We start from the raw sequence: 20501 nt of genomic DNA on the forward strand, positions 1-20501 counted from the left end.
CGGCTGGACAACGGCAAACTGGGCAAACGCCACGCCGCGCGCAGCGGCTTGGTCAACTGGCCCGGCACCTTGCTCAATGGTCGTCCTCGTCAACGCCAGGATGTGCTGTTTCATTTGCGCACCCGTTCGCCCCACGAATTGTGGCTGGTGATCGTCGACGCCTCGGCCTCGACGCGCCGCCACCAGGCATTGAGCGATGCCAAGGGTTTGTTGGCGCAACTGTTCGATGACGCCTACCGCCAACGCGCGCGACTGGCGTTGTTGACGGCCAGCGGTCAAGCACCCACGTGGCAAGTGCAGGGGTTGAAAGCATCCACCGGCTTACGCCACTGGCTCGATGGCCTCGGCGCGGGCGGTGGCACGCCGTTGCTGGCTGCGCTCGGCGAGGCGAGACAATGGCTGAGCGCACGGCAAAAACGTTTTCCGGCGGAACAGCAACGGTTGTTGCTGGTGACTGATGGCCGGTTGAAGGATTGGCCGATGTTGCCGGCGCTGGAGTGTCCGGGGCTGCTGATCGATATCGAGCGCGGGCCGATTCGTTTAGGTCGAAGCAGGCTGTTGGCAGAGCAGCTAAGCACTGAATATCGACATATTGATGAGCTGATTTCAGGCTGAGTATTTGGGTTTCTGCTGTGGCCCCATCGCGAGCAAGCTCGCTCCCACACTAGATTTTCAGTCTTCACAAATCCTGTGGAGCGAGCTTGCTCGCGATGGCATCACCCCGGTTTCGGATAATCACGGCTAATCTGCATCGCTGCCTATGCTCTGAAAGCAAGCCATTCACAGGAGTGAAGCATGCGTGTTCTAGCCACAAACAGTCAGGACGATTTCCGCGTCAAAGCCTACGCCGGCACCAACGGCGTGCTACTGGCCATGGACGTGGCCGAATCCCGTCGCACGGGCCTGCTGGGTTTCGCCATCGAAAAACAGCAAGGCAGCAAGCCCTGGTTGTTCCTGTTCAACAGCCTGACGTTCCCCGGCAAGGCCCATACGTTCCCGCAGTTCCACGCCACCCCGAGCGATCTCGCGCCGTTGCAGAAATTTCGCTGGGCCGATTACGCAGTCAATCCAGGGATGACGATCCATTACCGGATTTACTTGGCGTACGGCAGTGCTGACGCACCGCAACTGGGCGAATACCTGGAGGTGACCGTCACGTCCGACAATGGCCTGCCGCACAATCAAAGCGTGATCTTCAACCGCGCGGTGGCCGCCAGTCAGGCGTTCCAGCGCAAATTTCCCGACCTCGATGCGCTGATCAGCACCCACAAAAACCTGCCCATCGAAGCCTGGCCCGACGCCCCTCGGCAATGGCTGGAAAATGGTCTGCTCGGGCGTTTGCTCGGGTTTATCGAGCGGGCGGTGGATGGTCAGTGGGCGCTGGACGTTGCCATTTACGAATACGAGTTGGAAATTGTCGTCGATGCCGTCAATGCAGCGTTCGAACGGGGTGTGAAGGTTCGCGTGCTGTATCACGCGCAACCCGGCGATGACGCCACCGCCATCAACGAAACCAGCCTGGAAAAAATCCCGGCGGCTAACAAGCGCGGGCGGGTCACTCACAACATCTTCCACAACAAGTTCATGGTGCTGAGCCGGGTCGATGCAGCCGGGCAGCGTCAGCCCGAAGCGGTGCTGTGCGGCAGTACCAATTTCACGCCCAATGGCGTTTATCGCCAGGCCAACGTGGTGCATGTGCTGGACGATGCAAACGTCAGCGCCAGCTATCTGAGCACCTTCGAGCAGGTTTGGGCGACACCGGCCGACGTCGGCGCTACCCGGCAATGGATCACTCAGAATAACCCGATGAATCCGCAACAACCGTTGTTCGTCGGCTTCTCGCCACGTTCGGGGCAGGGTGATTTGCGGGCGTTTGTCGAGATCATCAACGCCGCGAAAAAGGACGTGCTATTCGTCACCGCGTTCGCCTTGCCCGACGATATTCTCAATGCGCTGCTCGGCCAGCCCCACGACGACATTTTACGTTATGGCCTGCAAAACACCGTGAGCCGCATTACTGGTTTCCACGCCGACCGCAGCGCCGAATTCGCCGCCACCGCGCTGCTTAACACCGGGCTGGAAGGCTGGCTTCGCGAGAACATAAAAGGCCAGAAGGGTAACCTGCTGGTGCACACCAAAGCCGTGGTCACCGATTTCACCAGCGACGCGCCGACAATCATCAGTGGCAGCCACAACCTCAGCGCTGCGGCCAGTAACGGCAACGACGAGAACTACCTGATCGTTCGCGGCGATACTGACCTGGCTGATCGTTATGGTTTGGAGTTGCTGCGGTTCTACGAGCATTACCGCTTTCGTTACTTTGCCAAGAAGCTAGCGCTCAAGCAGGTCCGGCCGTTGGCGGCGGATGATAGCTGGACCCATGATTATTACCTCGCAGGGGATTTACGGCAGCTCTCGCGACTGCGTTTTTCAGGACGATAAATCGGTGGTTTCAATGGCCCCATCGCGAGCAAGCTCGCTCCCACAGGATTTGTGAACACTGAAGATCCCATGTGGGAGCGAGCTTGCTCGCGATTGGGGCAACGCGGTCTCTGGCGTCAGCGAAACCAGTTAGTCCGCGCCAACTCCATCGCCTCATCCCCACGCCCGCTCCCGATTACTTGCCCATCGCTTGACGGTACTGCCGCGTGCGCCGGCCGATGTACAAGCGGTCGAGGATCAGCGCCCAGACTGCTGACACTTCGGGCCGGGGCTTGCGTCCACGGCTGAGGCGATGGAGCTGGAACTTCACCACGGCCATGCTTGCCAATGCGGCCAACGGCTTGCGTTTCCAGCGGATCGGCGGCAATTGCGGATGGCTGTCCTGGCCTTCGCGCCAGTGTTTGACCAACTGCGGTTCGAGGGCCAGCGCCGTGCCGATACCGGCCATGGCGATGCCGCTGTCGAGCACTTGTTCGACGATCGCCAGACGTCGAATTCCGCCCGTTACCATCACCGGCATGCGCGCCACGCTGGCCAGTTCGTCGGCCATCTCCAGAAAGTACGCTTCCCGCGCCAGGGTCCGGCCATCGCGCGCTTCGCCTTGCATGGCCGGTGCTTCGTAGCTGCCGCCCGACAACTCCAACAAATCTATCTGCAGATCGTTGAGCCACTGGATCACTTGTCGGGCGTCGTCGGCATCGAATCCGCCGCGCTGGAAGTCGGCGGAGTTTAGCTTCACCGCCACACAAAACTGCGGTGGCACGGATTGGCGAACGGCGCTGACGACTTCCAGCAGCAGGCGCGCGCGATTCTCAAGCGACCCGCCCCAGCGGTCGGTTCGACGGTTAGTCAGCGGCGACAGGAACTGACTGATCAGGTAACCGTGTGCTGCATGAATCTGCACGCCGGTGAATCCGGCTTTTTCAGCGAGCGCAGCGCTGGTGGCGAAGCGCGTGATCACCTCGGCGATATCGCCCTCGGACATCGGTTTGGGTTCGGCAAACATCTTGGAAAATGAACCAAGATCCAGCGCCACCGCCGAGGGCGCCCACGCTTGCTGGCCGAGGTTGGCCATGGTCTGGCGGCCCGGATGATTGAGCTGCATCCAGAATTGCGCGCCAGCGGAGCGGCCAATACTTGCCCACTGACGAAAGCGTTCCATGTCCCGCTCGTCTTCCAGCACCACGCCACCGGGGCCGGTCATGGCGCGGCGATCAATCATCACGTTGCCGGTCAGCAACAACCCGGCTTCGCCCCCAGCCCAGGCCTGATACAACCGAAATAGCGCATCGGAAGGTCCCTGCCCGGTATCGGCAAGGTTCTCTTCCATCGCCGCTTTGGCGATGCGATTGTCGAGAGTCTGGCCATTGGGCAGATTCAACGTTTGGAAGGGCGACATGCTTGACTCCTCATAAGTGATGCGTAGAGGCTAAGCTTAAAGTTAACTTTAATGTCAAGCAGGCAAATGAGGCTGAGATGAAGATTGGTGAGCTGGCGCATTTAAGCGGGTTCAACGCGTCGCGTATTCGTTTTTACGAAGCCCAGGGCCTGATCCAGAAAGTGGAACGCCGGGCGAACGGTTACCGGCATTATCCCGACCAGGTTTTGCAAACGCTGTATCTCATCCAGTGCGCGCAGCAGGCCGGGTTCAGCCTGGAAGAGTTGAAGCAGTTGCTGCCGGACACCGCCACCGGTGAATTCAAGCACGGCGAACTGCTGGCGGGTCTCAGGCGCAAAGTCGACCAGATCGAAGAAATGCAGCTGCACCTGGCGCAGAGCAAGGCGAAGCTGCTGGCGGTGATTGACGATATTCCGGCGCGGCCCGATGGCATGGGCTGCGATGCGAATGCCGAGCGGGTGTGGGCGTCATTCAAGCATTCGCGCTGACGGTGTCAGCCGATGGGATGGGGATCGGATTGCGCATCAGCGTGCCCACCACCAACGCCCCCAGCAATGCCAGTAAACCGGCGACCCACAGCAACAGACTGAAACCACCGACGAACGCCTGTCGGGCCAACGGTTCGACCACGCTGCGTGCGGTGTCCGGCAGCAGGCTCATCGCCGCCGTCATGTCACCCGCCACCACCCGCGAGGCGATGCCCTGTGTCTGGCCCAGCCATTGCGTACCCTGTGCCGACAGACTTGCATGCAACAACTGCTCGGTATGACTGGACAGCAACGCACCGTATACACCGATGGCCAACACAATAGCGCTGAAACGCATGGTAGTGCTCATGCCCGACGCCATGCCGGTGCGCTGCCGTGGCACGCAGGCCATGATGTTTTTCTGCGTATCACCATTGAGTAATCCAGCTCCGGCGCCCGTCACGGCAATCGCCAGGGCGAAGGGCAGGTATCCGCCGCTGCTGACTGCCCAGGCACTCAGCAGGTTGCCGCTGCCGACCAGGGTCAAACCGGTGGCCATCAACGTCGCCGGAGCCAACCGGCTGGCGAGCCGCACGCCGATCCGCGGGCAAATCAGCATGGTCAGGGCAAACGGCAACATGCCCAGCCCTGAAGCGATGGCCGAGAAACCCAGACCGTTTTGCAGGTAGAACGGCAGCAGCGTCATCATCACCTGGGCGCAACCGGCGTAGGCAAACATGCCCAGCAGCGCGCCGATGAAGCGCGAGTGCTTGAACAATTGCAGGTCAACCATCGGCCGCTGCTGCACCCGTTCAATCACCACAAACACTCCCAGCAACAGGGCGCCGCCGATCAGTCGGGCGTAGGTGCTCGGGTTGTTCCAGCCGATCCGGTTGGCCTCGATCAGGCCCCATATCAGGCACAGCAAACTGGCACTGAACGCCAGGCTGCCCCACGGATCGAGGCGTGCAGATTGGGGATCGCGGGATTCCGGCACAGCGCGCCAGACCATGACGATCAGGAACAGGCCCACCGGTAAATTGAGGTAGAAAATCCAGCGCCAGCCGATGTACTCGGTAATCAGCCCGCCGATAGTCGGCGCAGCGGTCATTGCCACACCCATGCACGCGCCCCAGAACGCCCAAGCTTTCGCCCGCTCAACCTCATCGTGAAAGGTGTGGCCGATGGAGGCGAGCGCCGAGGTCAGCAACAACGCCGCACCGACACCTTTGATCGCCCTGGCGATGTCGAGAAACAACGCATTGGGTGCTGCGCCGCAACCGATGGACGCCAGGATGAACAGGCCCAGGCCACAGAGCAGGGTTTTCTGCCGGCCAAAGCGGTCGGCTATGCTGCCTGCCGGTAAAAGCAGGGCGGCGAAGGCCAGCATGTAGGCGCTGACCACCCATTCGATGTCGGCAAAGTTCGCGCCCAAGTCCCGGGCGATTGTAGGCAGGGTGACGGCGACGATGTTGGTGTCGAGGACGATCAGCGAACAGACGCCGGACGCCGTTAGCAGCGTGAGCCGCGAACTAACCCCGCTCATGATGTGATTGCCTTTTGGGCAAGGCCGTTGGTCGCGGCGGCGCTAAGGGGTTTGACGTTCATGGAGTGGGCTCTCTACTGTGATTGCCCAGTGAGCTTATCGTGACCGATTATGGACTTCGTTAGCCAGGCATCGGGACCTCATTACCTTTGAGCTAATGCATCCATGGACATACGGCATTTCCGTTACTTTCTGGCCGTTGCCCGGCAAGGCAACTTCACTCGCGCCGCCGAACAACTTGGTATCGCACCGCCGACCCTGACTCGACAGATCCAGGACATGGAGAACGAACTCGGCACGCGACTGTTCGTGCGCCAGACACGTGAAGTCAGCCTGACCGACGCCGGCGCCGCCCTGTTGATTGAAGCCGAGGCGACGGTGCGGCAATTCGAATACGCCCAGCACAATGCCCAGCGGGCCGGGCGAGGGGATATTGGTCATATCGAATTGGGTTATGTGGCCTCGGCGGTGTACTCGGGATTGCTGCAAAAACAGGTGCAGGCGTTCAGCCGAGAGTGCCCGGACGTCAGTCTGAACGTGCGGGAAAGTCCGATGGTGTCCTTGCCGGCGATGGTGCTCGAAGGTCGATTCGATATTGGTTATGTCCGTTCACCCATGACCTTGCCCGAAGGCCTGGACGCCATTCGCCTCGACGCGGAAGGCTTTGTGCTGGCGCTATCGGCGGAGTCCCGTTTGTGCCGCTTGACTGAGATCGGCCCGGAGCTTCTGCAGGGTGAGACGTTCATCCTGCCGGAACAAATCAGCGGCACCTTGCAAGTCGCCGCCGAGGGTGGCTTTGCGCCGAAACTCGGCGCGCAACCGGGCGGGCTGGTAGCGGTGCTGGCGCTGGTGTCGCTGGGGCAGGGCGTGGCGGTGGTGCCGGAATCTGTGGTCGGACATGTCGGGTTACCCGGCGTACTGTACCGGTCGATCAAGGGCTGTGAGGCGAGTTCGTGGTTGTCGTTGGTTTATCGGCGGTTTGAGAAATCGGCGGCGGTGGCGCGGTATATCGAGCGGGTGAAAAACCATTAAGGGCAAGAGCATCGCGAGCAGGCTCGCAAACCACTCACTTTCAATCAGGAGAGACATCATGAGCATTACTCGTTACGGCACCGGCAGCACCGCCGGTGGCGGCCAGCCCCGTCCTTTCGCCCGCGCCGTTGAAGCCGATGGCTGGCTGCACGTGTCCGGGCAAGTGCCGGCGCTGGATGGCGAAATCATTGTGGGTGGCATCGTCGAGCAGACTCACCAGACCATGAAGAACCTGATCGCCATTCTCGAAGAGGCCGGTTATGGCCTCGAAGACGTCGTGCGCACCGGCGTGTGGCTGGAAGACCCGCGGGATTTCTGGAGTTTCAACAAGGTGTTCTCCGAATACTTCAGCCCGGAACATGCACCGGCCCGGGCTTGTGTGCAGGCGAACATGATGGTTGATTGCAAGGTTGAGATCGACTGCATCGCGTACAAGAAAAAGACCTGAGAACCTTGGTGAATTCTTCGCGAGCAAGCCCGCTCCCACAGGGGAACGCATTCCAATGTGGGAGCGGGCTTGCTCGCGAAGGCGGCTTAACGATCGACGCTACAACGCCCGGCGTATCAACGAATAACCGCAGCTGCCTGCGGCCGCGAATGTGAGGAGTTCGACCATGTCTACTGCCCAAAATACTGCTGCCGTAGAAAAGGGTTTTGCCCAGACCGGTGCCCATCTTGTGCGCGACGTCAGCTTGCCTGCGCTGGTGCTGCATCGCGAGGCGCTGGAACACAACATTCGTTGGATGCAGGCGTTCGCCAGCAACAGCGGCGCCGAACTCGCGCCCCACGGCAAGACCAGCATGACCCCGGCGCTGTTTCGCCGCCAACTGGACGCTGGCGCCTGGGGCATCACCCTGGCCAGTGCCACGCAAACCCGCGCGGCGTATGCCCACGGCGTGCGCCGGGTGCTGATGGCCAACCAGTTGGTCGGTACGCCGAACATGGCGCTGATCGCCGATCTGCTGGCGGATCCGATGTTCGATTTCCATTGCATGGTCGATCACCCGGACAACGTTGCTGACCTCAGCGGATATTTCTCCTCACGCGGTGTGCGTCTGAACGTGATGATCGAGTACGGCGTTGTCGGCGGTCGCTGCGGTTGCCGCACGGAAGCGCAGGTGCTCGCCCTGGCCAACGCCATCAACGCTCAACCGGCATTGGCGCTGACCGGGATCGAAGGCTACGAAGGCGTGATCCATGGTGACCATGCCGTCACGGGTATCCGTGAGTTCGCTGCGTCGTTGGTGCGTCTGGCGGTGCATTTACAGGACAGTGGCGCGTTCGCCATTACCAAACCGATCATTACCGCGTCGGGTTCGGCCTGGTACGACCTGATCGCCGAATCCTTCGAAGCGCAGAACGCCGGCGGACGTTTCCTCAGCGTGTTGCGCCCCGGCAGCTACGTGGCGCATGACCATGGCATCTATAAGGAAGCGCAATACTGCGTGCTCAACCGCCGAAGCGATCTGCACGAGGGCCTGCGTCCGGCGCTGGAAGTCTGGGCGCATGTGCAGTCGTTACCGGAGCCGGGTTTTGCGGTGATCGCTTTGGGCAAGCGTGATGTGGCCTACGACGCCGGTCTGCCGGTGCCGTTGCTGCGTTACAAGGTTGGCGTGGTGCCGGCGGCGGGCGACGATGTCAGTGCCTGCAAGGTGACGGCGGTGATGGACCAACATGCGTTCATGACCGTGGCGCCGGGTGTGGAGTTGCGGGTGGGGGATATCATTTCATTCGGGACCTCGCACCCTTGCCTGACGTTCGACAAGTGGCGGATCGGGTGTCTGGTGGATGAGCAGTTGAATGTCGTCGAAACCATGGAAACCTGTTTCTAGGTTCCAACACCGAGGTGCTGCCTTCGCGAGCAAGCCCGCTCCCACAATTGATCGGTGGCGGTCGCACAATAAGTGTTCACCACAGACCCACTGTGGGAGCGGGCTTGCTCGCGAAGAGGCCCGAAAGCCAACCGCTCAATCCCGATAAAACACCTGCACCAGGTGATAACCGAATTTGCTCTTGATCGGCCCATGCACCACTCGCAACGGCTTTTTGAAGATCACCGCATCGATCACACCCACCATTTGCCCCGGCCGCACTTCACCCAAATCACCGCCGCGCTTGCCGGACGGGCAGGTGGAGTACTTCTTGGCCAGCACATCGAAGGCTTCGCCCTTGGCAATGCGTTGTTTGAGCTGTTCAGCTTCTTCCGAGGTTTTCACCAGAATATGGCGGGCTTGAGCTTTCATCGGCAGTACCTTGCAACGGTGGTGGTTATGTTGGTGCCAGCGGGGGGGCGCGATTATGCCTCAACTCACTCGGGTTGGCCGATCATCGTGCGAATCTTGTTGGCCAGCAGGTCGATGGAAAACGGTTTGGCGACCATGTCCATGCCTTCCTCAAGGAAACCCTGGCGCTCGGCGGCTTTCTCCGCGTATCCGGTCATGAACAGCACCTTGAGTGCTGGCCGGTGCTGGCGCGCAATTTCTGCCAGTTGTCGACCGTTCATGCCCGGAAGCCCGACATCGGTCACGAGTAGATCAACGCGCAAGTCGGACTCCAGCAAGGGCAAAGCAGTCTTCGCATCTTCGGCTTCATGGGCGTGGTAACCCAACTTATTAAGCAAGTCGAGGACCAGCATGCGCACGGCCGGATCATCTTCCACCAACATCACGGTTTCACCGGCAATCGCCGCAGGTGCCCCACCGCTGAAGGGTCTCAGGGTGTTCTGCGGCTCCGAAAAATGCAGCCGAGGCAGGTAAAGACGAACGCAGGTGCCTTGGCCTGGAAGGCTGTCGAGTTTGACGTGACCGCCTGACTGTTGGGCAAAACCATAAATCATCGACAGGCCAAGACCGGTGCCCTGGCCGATGGGTTTGGTGGTAAAGAACGGGTCGAACGCCTTGGCCATCACCGACGGCGTCATCCCGGTGCCGTTGTCGCTGACGGCAATCATCACGTAGTCCCCGGCCTTGACCGTTTCCAGGGTGGTGATGTCGTTACTGTCGAGGTACACGTTGGCCGTTTCGATCAGCAATTCGCCGCCATCGGGCATGGCGTCGCGAGCGTTGATCACCAGGTTGAGCAATGCGTTTTCCAGTTGGCTGACGTCGGTGCTGACCCGCCAGATTTCCTCGGCCAGTTGCAGTTTCAGCGCGATGTGCTCGCCCGTGGTGCGACTGAGCAGGTCTTCCAGGGATTGAATCAGCTCGTTGGCGTTCAACGGCTTGCGGTCGAGCGACTGGCGCCGGGAGAATGCCAGCAGACGATGGGTCAGAGCGGCCGCGCGGTTGGCTGACGACACCGCTGCTTCGGTGAAACGACCGATCTCGGCGACGCGCCCCTCGGCGATGTAGCGCTGCATCAGATCGAGGCTACCGATGATCCCTGTGAGCATGTTGTTGAAGTCATGGGCGATGCCGCCGGTGAGCTGGCCGACCGCTTCCATTTTCTGTGCATGGCGCAAGGCGTCCTCAGCGCGCTCGCGCTCGAGCATTTCGCTCTGCAAGCGCTGGTTGGCTTCAGCCAATTGCTGGGTGCGGGCGGCCACGCGTTCTTCAAGGGTATCGTTCAGATTGCGCAACGCTTCTTCGGTCTGTTTGCGCCCGGTTTCGTCGATCACGAAAATGTAAAAGCCATTCACCGCGCCGTCCGGTCCGTGGCGGGGCAGGTAATTTATCAAGGCCTGCCGAGTACTGCCATCCCGATGCGGTGTACTGATGCTGAAGCAGCAGGTTTTGCCCGCCAATGCTTCGGTGATGTATTCGGCGCGCAAGGCGTAGGCTTCTTCACCCAGCACCTCGCGAATGGTCCGACCGTAAAGTTCCTGAGGCGTCAGGCCATACCAGTCCAGGTACGCGGCGTTGTTCAGGCGAAAGCGTTCCTCGCTGTCGACGTAACTGATCAGGATCGGCATCGCGTTGATGATCAATTGCAGCTCGGTCTGGCTCTGTCGTAACGCCTGTTCGATGTGTTTGCGTTCGGTCAGGTCCAGGGCGGCGCCGAGGAAGCGGATCGGCCGGCCATGATGATCCTTGTAACAACGGCCCCGGGCAAACACCCAGCGCAGCCGACCATCGGCTTGTAGCAGGCGATATTCCTCGGCGTATTCGGTGCCATGGGTGATGCAGTGCTTGATACCGCGGGTGACCATCGAGCGGTCTTCCGGATGCACTGCTTCAAGATAATCACTGATGGGCAACTGGCTGGCGAGGAGCGGATCGATGCCGTGCAATTGGGCGAAGTGGGTGTCGGCAATGAAGCGGTCTTCGCCAATGTCCCAATCCCAGGTGCCGACAGCGTCGGTGCCGGCCAACGCCAGTTGCAGGCGTTCCGCGGTTTCACGCTGAGCCTTCAGACTGGCGGCCGAACGCTGCTCAAGTTCGAGGGCGATGCGTCGTCGCTCGTTGGTTTCGATGGCGGTGACCAGAATCCCGGCGACCTCGGCGCTTTCATCGCGGATCGGACTGTAGGTCAAATCCAGCCAGAAGTCGGAATCATCACCGTCGCGTTGCAGGGTAAAGCGCTGCTCGTTGTAGGTCCGCACCTGGCCCTGTAGGACGGCGCTGTAAATGGGATCGGTAAAGTCTTTGAGTTCTGGCCAGATATGGTGAGTCGGTTGTCCGAAAGCGTGCGGATGCTTGCTGCCGGCCAGCAGGGCGAACCCGTCGTTGTAGATCTGCGTGAGTTCCGGACCCCACAACAACAGCATCGGCATCGGTGAGTGAATCACGATGTCCACCGCCGTACGCAGGCTCTGCGGCCAGGCACTGGCGGAGCCGAGCGGGGTGCGCGTCCAGTCCAGTCTGGCGATCAAGGCCTGGGCATCGCTGTCGATGGGTACTGCGCTCATCAAGGTGTCCTGCAGTTCAGTCAGTGTGGCGGCGTCTACTATCCTAGAGCGGTAGACGCTGAATGACCCGTTTTTGGGTCATTTCTATTCATTGAAGGATTCGCGGGTGCTTTTTGCCATGGAAATCGATGCACTGTTGAAGATCCTGGCCAGCCGGGAAGGTTCCGATCTGTACCTGTCCACCGGTGCGCCTCCTTGTGCACGGTTTGATGGTGTGCTCAAACCCTTGACCGAGCAACCGTTCAACCCAGGGGAAATCACGGCGATGGCCTCCTCCATCATGGACGCCGAGCAGCGGCTCGAGTTCGATCGCGAACTGGAGATGAACCTGGCGATCTCGTTGCCGGGCGTCGGGCGTTTTCGGGTCAATATTTTCAAGCAACGCAACGATGTGTCGATCGTGGCGCGCAATATCAAACTCGACATTCCGCGTTTCGAAGACCTGAAATTGCCAGCGGTACTGCTGGAAACGGTCATGCTCAAACAAGGGTTGATGCTGTTTGTCGGCGCCACCGACTCGGGCAAGTCTACTTCACTGGCGGCGTTGATCGATTACCGCAACCGTCACAGCAGCGGCCACATCATCACCATCGAAGACCCGGTCGAATACATTCATCGGCACAAGAAATCGATCATCAATCAGCGCGAGGTCGGCGTCGATACCCGCAGTTTTCATGCAGCGTTGAAGAACACCCTGCGCCAGGCGCCTGACGTGGTGCTGATCGGCGAGATCCGCGACCGCGAAACCATGGAGCATGCGCTGGCGTTTGCCGATACCGGGCATCTGGTGATTTCCACCCTGCATGCCCACAACGCCCATCAGGCGCTGGACCGCATCATCAACTTCTTTCCGGAAGAACGACGGACGCAGTTGCTGCATGACCTGGGCAACAATCTGAAAGCCTTCGTATCCCAACGGCTTGTACGTACTCGTGATGGACAACGAAGGGCAGCGGTGGAAGTGATGCTGGGTACGCCAACCATCGGTGACCTGATCCGGCGCAACGAATTCGATGAGCTCAAAGGGATCATGGAGAAGTCCGCCGAACAGCGCATGCAGACGTTCGATGGCGCGCTTTACGCCTTAGTGGTTGAAGGCGCGATTGATGAGGAGGAAGCGCTGAAGCATGCGGACTCGGTGAACAATTTGCGTCTGCGACTGAAGTTGCATGCGGAAGCGACACCCGGTCCTCTCGCGCCGCCGGGTGAATGGGGATTAATGGATTGACGCAAATCCCCCTGTGGGCGCGGGCTTGCTCACGAAAGCGGTGTGTCATTTAACATGGATGTTGACTGATACGGCCTCTTCGCGAGCAAGCCCGCTCCCACATTGGATTGGTGGTGGGTTCAGAATGAGCAGACAAAAAAATGCCCCGCGACCGAATGAGGCGCGGGGCAAAAAAATTGGTTGGTTGCATCCAACCAAAGGAGCTCGTCAATGCGTTACTTGCTGGCGACCGTCTCTGGCTGCCATCCGCCACCAAGGGCCTTGTAGATCGCGACAATGCCGCGATACAGATCGACTTCGGCCTGGGCCTGGGTGTCTTCCGCCGCCAGACGTTCGCGCTGGGCATCGAGCAGGACGAGGAAGTCCGCCGTGCCTTCGCGGTAGCGAATTTCAGCCAGGTCGGCGGCCGCGCGGCTTGATTCGCTCTGACGAATCAGCGAGATCAGTCGTTGCTGGCGTTTGCCGTAGTCGCTGAAGGCATTTTCCGATTCTTCCAGGGCCAGCAGCACTTGCTGCTCGTAGGTCGCCAGGGCGCCTTCGGCATCGGCGTCGGCACCGCGCAAACGGGCGCGAACGCTGCCCAAATCAAACGCTGCCCAAGTGATGCTTGGGCCCAGTGCCCAGGCATTGGCCGCCGAGGAACCGATCTGCGAACCACGCCCGGCGGTGAAGCCGAGGAAGCCACTGAGGCTAACCCGTGGAAACAGATCCGCCTTGGCCACGCCGATCCGCGCCGTGGCCGAAGCCAGTTGGCGCTCGGCGCTGAGAATGTCTGGACGACGTTGCAGCAGTTCGCCCGGATCGCCGATTGGCAGGGCTTTGGCAATCGCTGGCAAGTCTTTCGGGCTCAGGTCCACGGCCAGCTTGTCCGGCCGTTGACCCAGCAGGGTGGCGATACGGTTTTTCTGCCGAACCTGCTCAGCCTGCAATTGCGGCACGCTGGCTTCGACAGACGCCAGACGTGCATCGGCGCGGACCACATCGAGCTGATCGCCGACGCCGGCATCACGCAGGCTTTCAGTGATCTTGCGCGATTCCTGCTGGTTGTTCAGGTTGGCCAGGGCAATCTTTTCCCGCAGTTGCGCACCGCGCAGTTGACCGTAAGCGTCCACTAGTTCGGCGATCATGCTGACTTGCAGCTGGTACAGATCGGCTTCGGCCGCTTGCTGCTCGGCGTCGCTGGATTCCAGATTGCGCTGGATCCGGCCAAACAGGTCCAGTTCCCAGGCCATGTCCAGCCCCAGGTCATAGCGTTCGCTATTGACCCGTTGGGTGGTCTCGCCCGGAATCTGACCTTTGCCCAGATCACTGCTGACGCGGCTGCTGATGGTCGGCATGGCGTCATTGCTGGCGTCATCGCGGATCGCCCGAGCCGCTTTCCAGCGAGCGAAGGCGATGCGCAAATCGCGGTTGCCTTGCAGGGATTGCGTCACCAACTGGTTAAGGGTCGGGTCTTCAAACTGCTGCCACCAGATGCCCTCGAAACGCGAGCGGTCGAAGTTCTTCTGACCGGCGGCGCCGTCGGTGGCGGTCGTGATGTTGGCCGGTTCGGTGGCCGGGGTCTTGTAATCCGGGCCGACGGCACAGGCGCTCAGGGCCAGTACCAGCAGGCTCGGCAGGAAGGCTTTCAGGCTCATTGTTGCGCCTCCAGTTTCAGGGCCTTGGCCGCTTTGCGCTTTTCACCGCGCTCGACGAAATTACGAATCAACACGTAGAACACCGGCGTCAGCAACAGACCGAAGAAGGTTACCCCGAGCATTCCGGAGAACACCGCCACACCCATGGCATGACGCATTTCGGCACCGGCACCGCTGGAGAACACCAGAGGCACCACACCCATGATGAACGCGAAGGAGGTCATCAGGATCGGTCGCAGACGCAGGCGGCACGCTTCGAGCACCGCAGCCAGCGGGTTCATACCTTCTTCCTGCTTATCCTTGGCAAACTCGACGATCAGAATCGCGTTCTTACACGCAAGCCCCACGAGAACAATCAAGCCGATCTGGGTGAAGATGTTGTTGTCGCCTCCCGAAGCAATCACACCGGTGATGGCCGACAGCAGCGTCATCGGTACGATCAGGATCACCGCCAGTGGCAGGCTCCAGCTTTCGTACTGTGCCGCGAGCACCAGAAACGCCAGCAATACGCAGAGCGGGAACACGAACAGCGCGGTGTTGCCGGACAGAATCTGCTGGTAGGTCAGGTCGGTCCATTCGTAGGTCATGCCGTTCGGAAGTTCTTCCTGGAGCAGTTTTTCGATGGCTTTTTCGGCCTGGCCGGAGCTGTAGCCCGGGGCTGCCGCACCGTTGATTTCAGCGGTGATGAAGCCGTTGTAGTGCATCACGCGATCCGGTCCCGAGGTGTCGCTGACTTTGATGAAAGTCGCCAGCGGGATCATCTCGCCTTTGTTGTTACGCACTTTCAGCTGGCCGATCTGATCCGGCTCGAGACGGAACTGCTGTTCAGCCTGAACGTTGACCTGATAGGTGCGACCGAAACGGTTGAAGTCGTTGGCATACAGCGAACCCAGGTAGATCTGCAGGGTGTCGAAGATGTCGCTGACGGCCACGCCGTGAGTCTTGGCTTTTTCCCGGTCGATGGCGGCATCGACCTGCGGCACGTTCACGGTGTAGCTGGTGAACAGGGCGGCCAGTTCCGGCACGTTATGGCTCTTGGTGATGATGTTCATGGTTTCTTTGTACAGCTCGTCGTAACCCAGGTTGCCCCGGTCTTCGATCTGCAGGCGGAAACCACCGATGGTGCCCAGGCCTTGTACCGGCGGCGGCGGGAAAATCGCCATGTAGGCTTCCTGGATCCCGGCGAACTGGCCGTTCAATGCACCGGCAATCGCACCGGCGGACATGCTCGGGTCTTTACGTTCGTCGAACGGTTTCAGGGTCACGAACACGATGCCAGCGTTGGAGCTATTGGTGAAACCGTTGATCGACAGACCAGGGAACGCCACGGCGCTTTCCACGCCTGGCTGTTTCAGGGCAAGGTCGGACATGCGCTTGATCACGTCTTCGGTGCGGTCCAGGCTCGAAGCGTCCGGCAGTTGCGCGAAGGCCACCAGGTATTGCTTGTCCTGGCCAGGTACGAAACCGGTCGGGGTATTAGCGAAGCCGAAGAATGTCAGTACCATCAGGCCAGCGTACAGAATCATCGCAATACCACTGCTGCGGATGACCCGGGCGACGGTGCCGACATAACCGTTGCTGGCCTTGTCGAAGAAGCGGTTGAACGGACGGAACAACCAGCCACCAAAGATCTTGTCGAGGACCTTGGAGAAACGGTCTTTCGGCGCATCGTGGCTTTTGAGCAATACCGCCGCCAATGCCGGCGACAGGGTCAGCGAGTTGAAGGCCGAGATCACCGTCGAGATCGCAATGGTCAGGGCGAACTGTTTGTAGAACTGCCCGGTCAACCCGGAAATGAACGCCGCCGGGATGAACACCGCACACAGCACCAGCGCCGTGGCAATGATCGGGCCGGTCACTTCACGCATGGCGCGCTTGGTGGCTTCGACCGGCGTCAGCCCGAGCCCGATGTTTCGCTCGACGTTTTCCACCACCACGATGGCGTCGTCCACCACGATACCGATGGCCAATACCAATCCGAACAGCGACAAGGCGTTCAGCGAGAAGCCGAACAGATGCATCACCGCGAACGTACCGATCAGCGAAACCGGCACCGCCACCAACGGAATGATCGAGGCCCGCCAGGTTTGCAGGAACAGAATGACGACAAGAACAACGAGGATCAGTGCTTCGAAGAGGGTGTGCACCACTGCTTCGATGGAACCGCGCACGAAGATCGTCGGGTCATAGACGATGCTGAAGTCCATGCCTTCCGGGAAGTTTTTCTTCAGCTCGGCCATCTTGGCGCGAACGTCGTTGGAGATTTCGATCGCATTCGAGCCAGGGCGCTGGAAGATCGGGATCGCCACTGCCGGCTGGTTGTCGAGCAGGGAGCGCAGGGCGTATTGGCTGGAGCCCAGTTCGACGCGTGCGATGTCTTTCAGACGAGTGATTTCACCGTTGTCGCCGGAGCGAATGATGATGTTCTCGAACTCTTCTTCGGAAACCAGGCGACCTTGGGTGTTCACCGATAACTGGAACGCGGTGGCATTCGGCGCAGGCGGAGCGCCCAATGCACCGGCGGCGACCTGACGGTTCTGTTCACGAATCGCCGAGACGACATCGGTCGCGGTCAGGTTGCGCGAAGCGGTCTTGTTCGGGTCGAGCCACACTCGCAGGGAGTAGTCGCCCATGCCGAACAACTGCACGTCACCGACACCGCCCAGGCGCGCCAACTCATCCTTGATGTTGAGCAAGGCGTAGTTGGACAGGTAAAGCATGTCGTAGCGTTTGTCCGGCGAGGTCAAATGCACGACCATGGTCAGGTCGGGCGACGCCTTGTCCACGGTGATACCGATGCGCGTCACTTCTTCGGGAAGTTTCGGCTCGGTCCGGGTCACGCGGTTCTGCACCTGTACCTGTGCGTTGTCCAGGTCAGTGCCCAGCGCAAAGGTGATGGTCAGGGTGATCTTGCCGTCAGCGGTGGACTGCGAGGACATGTACAGCATGTTCTCGACGCCAGTGATGGCTTGCTCCAGCGGCGCGGCCACGGTTTCACCGATGACTTTCGGGTTGGCGCCCGGGAAGTTGGCACGCACCACCACGGTCGGCGGCACGACTTCCGGGTATTCGCTGATCGGTAACTGGAACAGCGAGATAGCACCGGCGATCAGGATCAGCAGCGACAGTACCGCTGCGAAGATCGGTCGTGAAATGAAGAATTGAGAAAAATTCATCGGAGTCGTTGTCCCTTAACCGCGTGGAGACGCAGCAGCCAGTTTCACAACCGAACCCGGCGCGACCTTGGCAGGTGCGACTTGGGGCAGGTTGCTGGCTTCCAGCGCTTGTCGTTGTTGTGCGAGTGCCGCGAGGGTTTGTTCGCTGGCCATCGGGATCACTTCAGGGGTGACTGGCGAACCGGGACGTACCCGCTGCAGGCCCTTTACGATGATCGTGTCGTCCTTGTTCAGGCCATTGCGCACGATGCGCAGACCTTCGATTTTCGGACCCAGCTCGACCGCGCGGTAGGCGGTGTTGTTGTCGGCATCCATCACCAGCACGAACTTCTTGCCCAGGTCGGTACCGACCGCTTCGTCGTTGATCAGCACGGCGGAGTAGGTGCCGCTGCCGACCAATTTGAGGCGGGCATACAGACCTGGAGTGTAAGTGCCGTCAGTGTTGTCAAAGACCGCGCGCCCGCGAATGGTGCCGGTTTGCGGATTGACCCGGTTGTCGACGAAGTTCATCACACCCTGGTGCGGGTTGCCGTCTTCGTTGGACAGACCGAGGTAAACCGGGGTGGTAGCGCCGCGTTTACCCTGGCGAGCGAGCTGAGTGTACTTGAGGAATACACGCTCATCGGCGTCGAAGTAGGCGTAGACCTTGTCGGTGGAGACCACGCTGGTCAGTGCGGTGGTATCGGCGGTCACCAGGTTGCCGGCGGTGATTTCCGCACGGCTGACACGGCCGCTGATCGGCGCGGTGACGCGGGTGAAACTCAGGTTCAGTTTCGCCAGGTCCAGTTGCGCCTGGAGGGCGCCGACAGCGGCGCGGGCTTCTTGTGCGGCGCTGGTACGCGAATCGGCCAGTTCGGCGGAAATCGCGTTGCTGGTGCGCAGGCGTTCACCACGCTGGGCTTCATTTTCGCTGCGGGTGGCGTTGGCACGGGACTGGGCAACCAGCGCTTCGAGGCGGCGGACCTCAGCCTGGAAAGGGCGTGGGTCGATCTGGAACAGCAGGTCACCTTTCTTGACCAGCGCGCCTTCAGTGAAGGCGACCTCATCGATCTGGCCGGAGACCCGTGGTCGAATTTCTACCGTTTCCGGTGCTTCAAGGCGCCCGGTGAATTCGTCCCACTCGTTGACCGGTTGTTCCAGCACCTTGGCGACGCTGACTTTCGCCGCAGGCATCGTCGCGGCAGACTCCGGAGCCTTGCCGCAAGCGCTCATCACCAGAACGGCCAACAGGGCCAGCGGGAAGCGCAAATGTTTGAGTGATTGTTCCATGGATGCATCCGCCAATGTATTGAGAATGGTCGGATGATGCTTGGCGGGGGTGTCACGCACGAATCGAATGAAGCGAAGGTAACTATCATTCGGAATGATATAAGGTCGAAGCGAGCCCTCTAGCATGCGCTTCCGGTGAGAAACCAATCAATGGGGTTGATGACAATTGTGTGTTGCGGGGAGTGCAATGGACAGGCTTGGGACCGCGTCGCGTCCTTCGCGAGCAAGCTTGGCTCCTACAGGGGATCCGGGCTCGACATAAATCCCCCGTAGGAGCCGAGCTTGCTCGCGATGGGGCCAGAAGCCTTCATACACAATCTGGATCAGGCCAGACTGTCCGGATCCCCGAAAAACATCTGAATCCGCGACCTTAGCCAGCGCTCACCCGGATCATTGTCCTGCGATCCACGCCACGCCATGTGCAATTCAAAGCTGCGCACTGGCAACGGCGGATCTTCAGCCCGCACACCGCCGGCTGCCGTCAACGCTTCCGCCGTGTAATCCGGCACAGTCGCGACAATATCAGTGCCGCTGATCAGCGTACTCAACCCGTTGAACTGCGGCACCGCGAGCACCACATGGCGTTTGCGCCCGAGTTTTTCCAGTTCTTCATCTATAAAGCCGCTCAGGTCGCCAGCGAACGACACCAGCGCGTGGGGGCGGGCGCAGAAGTCGTCCAGGCTCAAAGGGCCCGGCACCGTATCGGCGCGCAGGAGTTTCGGCAAGCTGCGGCGCAGCACTTTGCGCTTGGCGTTCGCCGGCAAGTCGGCGGTGTAGCTGACGCCGATCGAGATCTCACCTGAAGCCAGCAGGCTCGGCATCAGGATGTAGTTGGCTCGACGCACCACCAGCACAATTCCTGGCGATTCGGCGCGCAGCCGTTTGAGCAGCATTGGCAACAACGCGAACTCGACATCGTCAGACAAACCGATGCGGAACACTGCGGTACTGGTCGCCGGATCGAATTCCGCCGCACGGCTGACGGCGGTGGAGATCGAATCCAGGGCCGGCGAGAGCAGGGCGAAGATTTCTACCGCCCGGGCGGACGGTTCCATGCTCCGACCGGTGCGCACGAACAGCGGATCATCGAACAGCCCGCGCAGGCGCGAGAGCGCCGCACTGATGGCTGGCTGGCCGAGAAACAATTTCTCCGCAGCGCGGGTCACACTGCGTTCGTGCATCAATGTTTCGAAAACGATCAACAGGTTCAGGTCGACACGACGCAGGTCATTACGATTCATCTGGAGTCCTGGCAGAGTCATCAAGCTTGACGAGAGCGGCCATATGAGAACAATGGCCGGCATGAATATTAAGGGCAAAGGCTGCTACTCTGCACCGAGTAATTCAGATTTCCTACAAAGACTGCTTCGGTTTCTTACGACATTTGAAGATGTCGCCGGCGCTGCGGAATCAATGACAGGCATGTCGACTATTAATAGCCACTGATGGCCTTGGGTAG

15 protein-coding genes are annotated in these 20501 nt (G+C 60.2%); 7 read left to right on the forward strand and 8 right to left on the reverse strand.

From position 1 onward, the window contains the following. Nucleotides 1-69 precede the first annotated feature (69 nt). Together ACYZT9_RS13040 and ACYZT9_RS13045 are read left to right on the forward strand one after the other, a co-directional pair. Nucleotides 70-615: a vWA domain-containing protein gene (locus ACYZT9_RS13040; RefSeq protein WP_462010217.1), complete on the forward strand. Its 546-nt coding sequence runs from the start codon at nucleotides 70-72 to the stop codon at nucleotides 613-615. Nucleotides 616-795: 180 nt separating this feature from the next. Continuing rightward, nucleotides 796-2442: a phospholipase D-like domain-containing protein gene (locus ACYZT9_RS13045; protein WP_462005890.1), complete on the forward strand. Its 1647-nt coding sequence runs from the start codon at nucleotides 796-798 to the stop codon at nucleotides 2440-2442. Between the two features lie 175 nt (nucleotides 2443-2617). Here ACYZT9_RS13045 and ACYZT9_RS13050 read toward each other — a convergent pair whose 3' ends face one another. Next, a complete protein-coding gene (locus ACYZT9_RS13050) occupies nucleotides 2618-3841 on the reverse strand; it encodes an NADH:flavin oxidoreductase/NADH oxidase family protein (protein ID WP_462005891.1) in 1224 nt (407 codons plus the stop codon). Between the two features lie 77 nt (nucleotides 3842-3918). Between ACYZT9_RS13050 and ACYZT9_RS13055 the strand changes: the two genes are divergently transcribed. After that, nucleotides 3919-4329 (forward strand): MerR family transcriptional regulator, encoded by a 411-nt coding sequence (locus tag ACYZT9_RS13055; protein WP_462005892.1) that lies wholly within the window; start codon nucleotides 3919-3921, stop codon nucleotides 4327-4329. Here ACYZT9_RS13055 and ACYZT9_RS13060 read toward each other — a convergent pair. Beyond that, on the reverse strand, nucleotides 4313-5854 hold the full coding sequence (locus tag ACYZT9_RS13060; protein WP_462005893.1) for an MFS transporter: 1542 nt from the start codon (nucleotides 5852-5854) through the stop codon (nucleotides 4313-4315). The genes ACYZT9_RS13055 and ACYZT9_RS13060 overlap by 17 nt on opposite strands. Before the next feature lie 165 nt (nucleotides 5855-6019). Between ACYZT9_RS13060 and ACYZT9_RS13065 the strand changes: the two genes are divergently transcribed. The 3 genes from ACYZT9_RS13065 to ACYZT9_RS13075 all read left to right on the forward strand — a co-directional run bounded on the left by ACYZT9_RS13065 (nucleotide 6020) and on the right by ACYZT9_RS13075 (nucleotide 8718). Beyond that, a complete protein-coding gene (locus ACYZT9_RS13065) occupies nucleotides 6020-6886 on the forward strand; it encodes a LysR family transcriptional regulator (protein WP_462005894.1) in 867 nt (288 codons plus the stop codon). A 58-nt stretch (nucleotides 6887-6944) separates the two neighbouring features. Further along, nucleotides 6945-7334, forward strand: a complete 390-nt coding sequence (locus ACYZT9_RS13070; RefSeq protein ID WP_462005895.1) for a RidA family protein — start codon at nucleotides 6945-6947, stop codon at nucleotides 7332-7334. A 166-nt stretch (nucleotides 7335-7500) separates the two neighbouring features. Next, a complete protein-coding gene (locus tag ACYZT9_RS13075) occupies nucleotides 7501-8718 on the forward strand; it encodes an amino acid deaminase (RefSeq protein ID WP_462005896.1) in 1218 nt (405 codons plus the stop codon). Nucleotides 8719-8853: 135 nt separating this feature from the next. Here the strand turns inward: ACYZT9_RS13075 and ACYZT9_RS13080 are convergent, their stop codons facing one another. Together ACYZT9_RS13080 and ACYZT9_RS13085 are read right to left on the reverse strand one after the other, a co-directional pair. After that, complete coding sequence (locus ACYZT9_RS13080) at nucleotides 8854-9129, reverse strand: peptidylprolyl isomerase (RefSeq protein ID WP_007898282.1); 276 nt, start codon at nucleotides 9127-9129, stop codon at nucleotides 8854-8856. 65 nt (nucleotides 9130-9194) lie between these two features. Then, nucleotides 9195-11732: a hybrid sensor histidine kinase/response regulator gene (locus ACYZT9_RS13085; protein ID WP_462005897.1), complete on the reverse strand. Its 2538-nt coding sequence runs from the start codon at nucleotides 11730-11732 to the stop codon at nucleotides 9195-9197. 118 nt (nucleotides 11733-11850) lie between these two features. On the opposite strand from ACYZT9_RS13085, the gene ACYZT9_RS13090 reads away from it, so the two are divergent. Next, nucleotides 11851-12960, forward strand: coding sequence for a PilT/PilU family type 4a pilus ATPase (locus ACYZT9_RS13090; protein WP_462005898.1), 1110 nt, complete (start codon nucleotides 11851-11853; stop codon nucleotides 12958-12960). A 215-nt stretch (nucleotides 12961-13175) separates the two neighbouring features. Here ACYZT9_RS13090 and ACYZT9_RS13095 read toward each other — a convergent pair whose 3' ends face one another. The 4 genes from ACYZT9_RS13095 to ACYZT9_RS13110 all read right to left on the reverse strand — a co-directional run bounded on the left by ACYZT9_RS13095 (nucleotide 13176) and on the right by ACYZT9_RS13110 (nucleotide 20283). Beyond that, nucleotides 13176-14597, reverse strand: a complete 1422-nt coding sequence (locus ACYZT9_RS13095) for an efflux transporter outer membrane subunit (RefSeq protein ID WP_462005899.1) — start codon at nucleotides 14595-14597, stop codon at nucleotides 13176-13178. Next, nucleotides 14594-17773 carry an efflux RND transporter permease subunit gene (locus ACYZT9_RS13100; protein WP_462005900.1) on the reverse strand — a complete coding sequence of 1060 codons (3180 nt, stop codon included), beginning with the start codon at nucleotides 17771-17773 and terminating at the stop codon, nucleotides 14594-14596. Before ACYZT9_RS13100 ends, ACYZT9_RS13095 begins: the two co-directional genes overlap by 4 nt. Nucleotides 17774-17788: 15 nt before the next feature. Further along, nucleotides 17789-19042 carry a multidrug efflux RND transporter periplasmic adaptor subunit MexE gene (gene mexE, locus ACYZT9_RS13105; RefSeq protein WP_462005902.1) on the reverse strand — a complete coding sequence of 418 codons (1254 nt, stop codon included), beginning with the start codon at nucleotides 19040-19042 and terminating at the stop codon, nucleotides 17789-17791. Nucleotides 19043-19365: 323 nt separating this feature from the next. Beyond that, nucleotides 19366-20283, reverse strand: coding sequence for a LysR family transcriptional regulator (locus ACYZT9_RS13110; RefSeq protein ID WP_462005903.1), 918 nt, complete (start codon nucleotides 20281-20283; stop codon nucleotides 19366-19368). Nucleotides 20284-20501: the final 218 nt, after the last annotated feature.

Source organism: Pseudomonas sp. ZT5P21, from assembly GCF_054897785.1.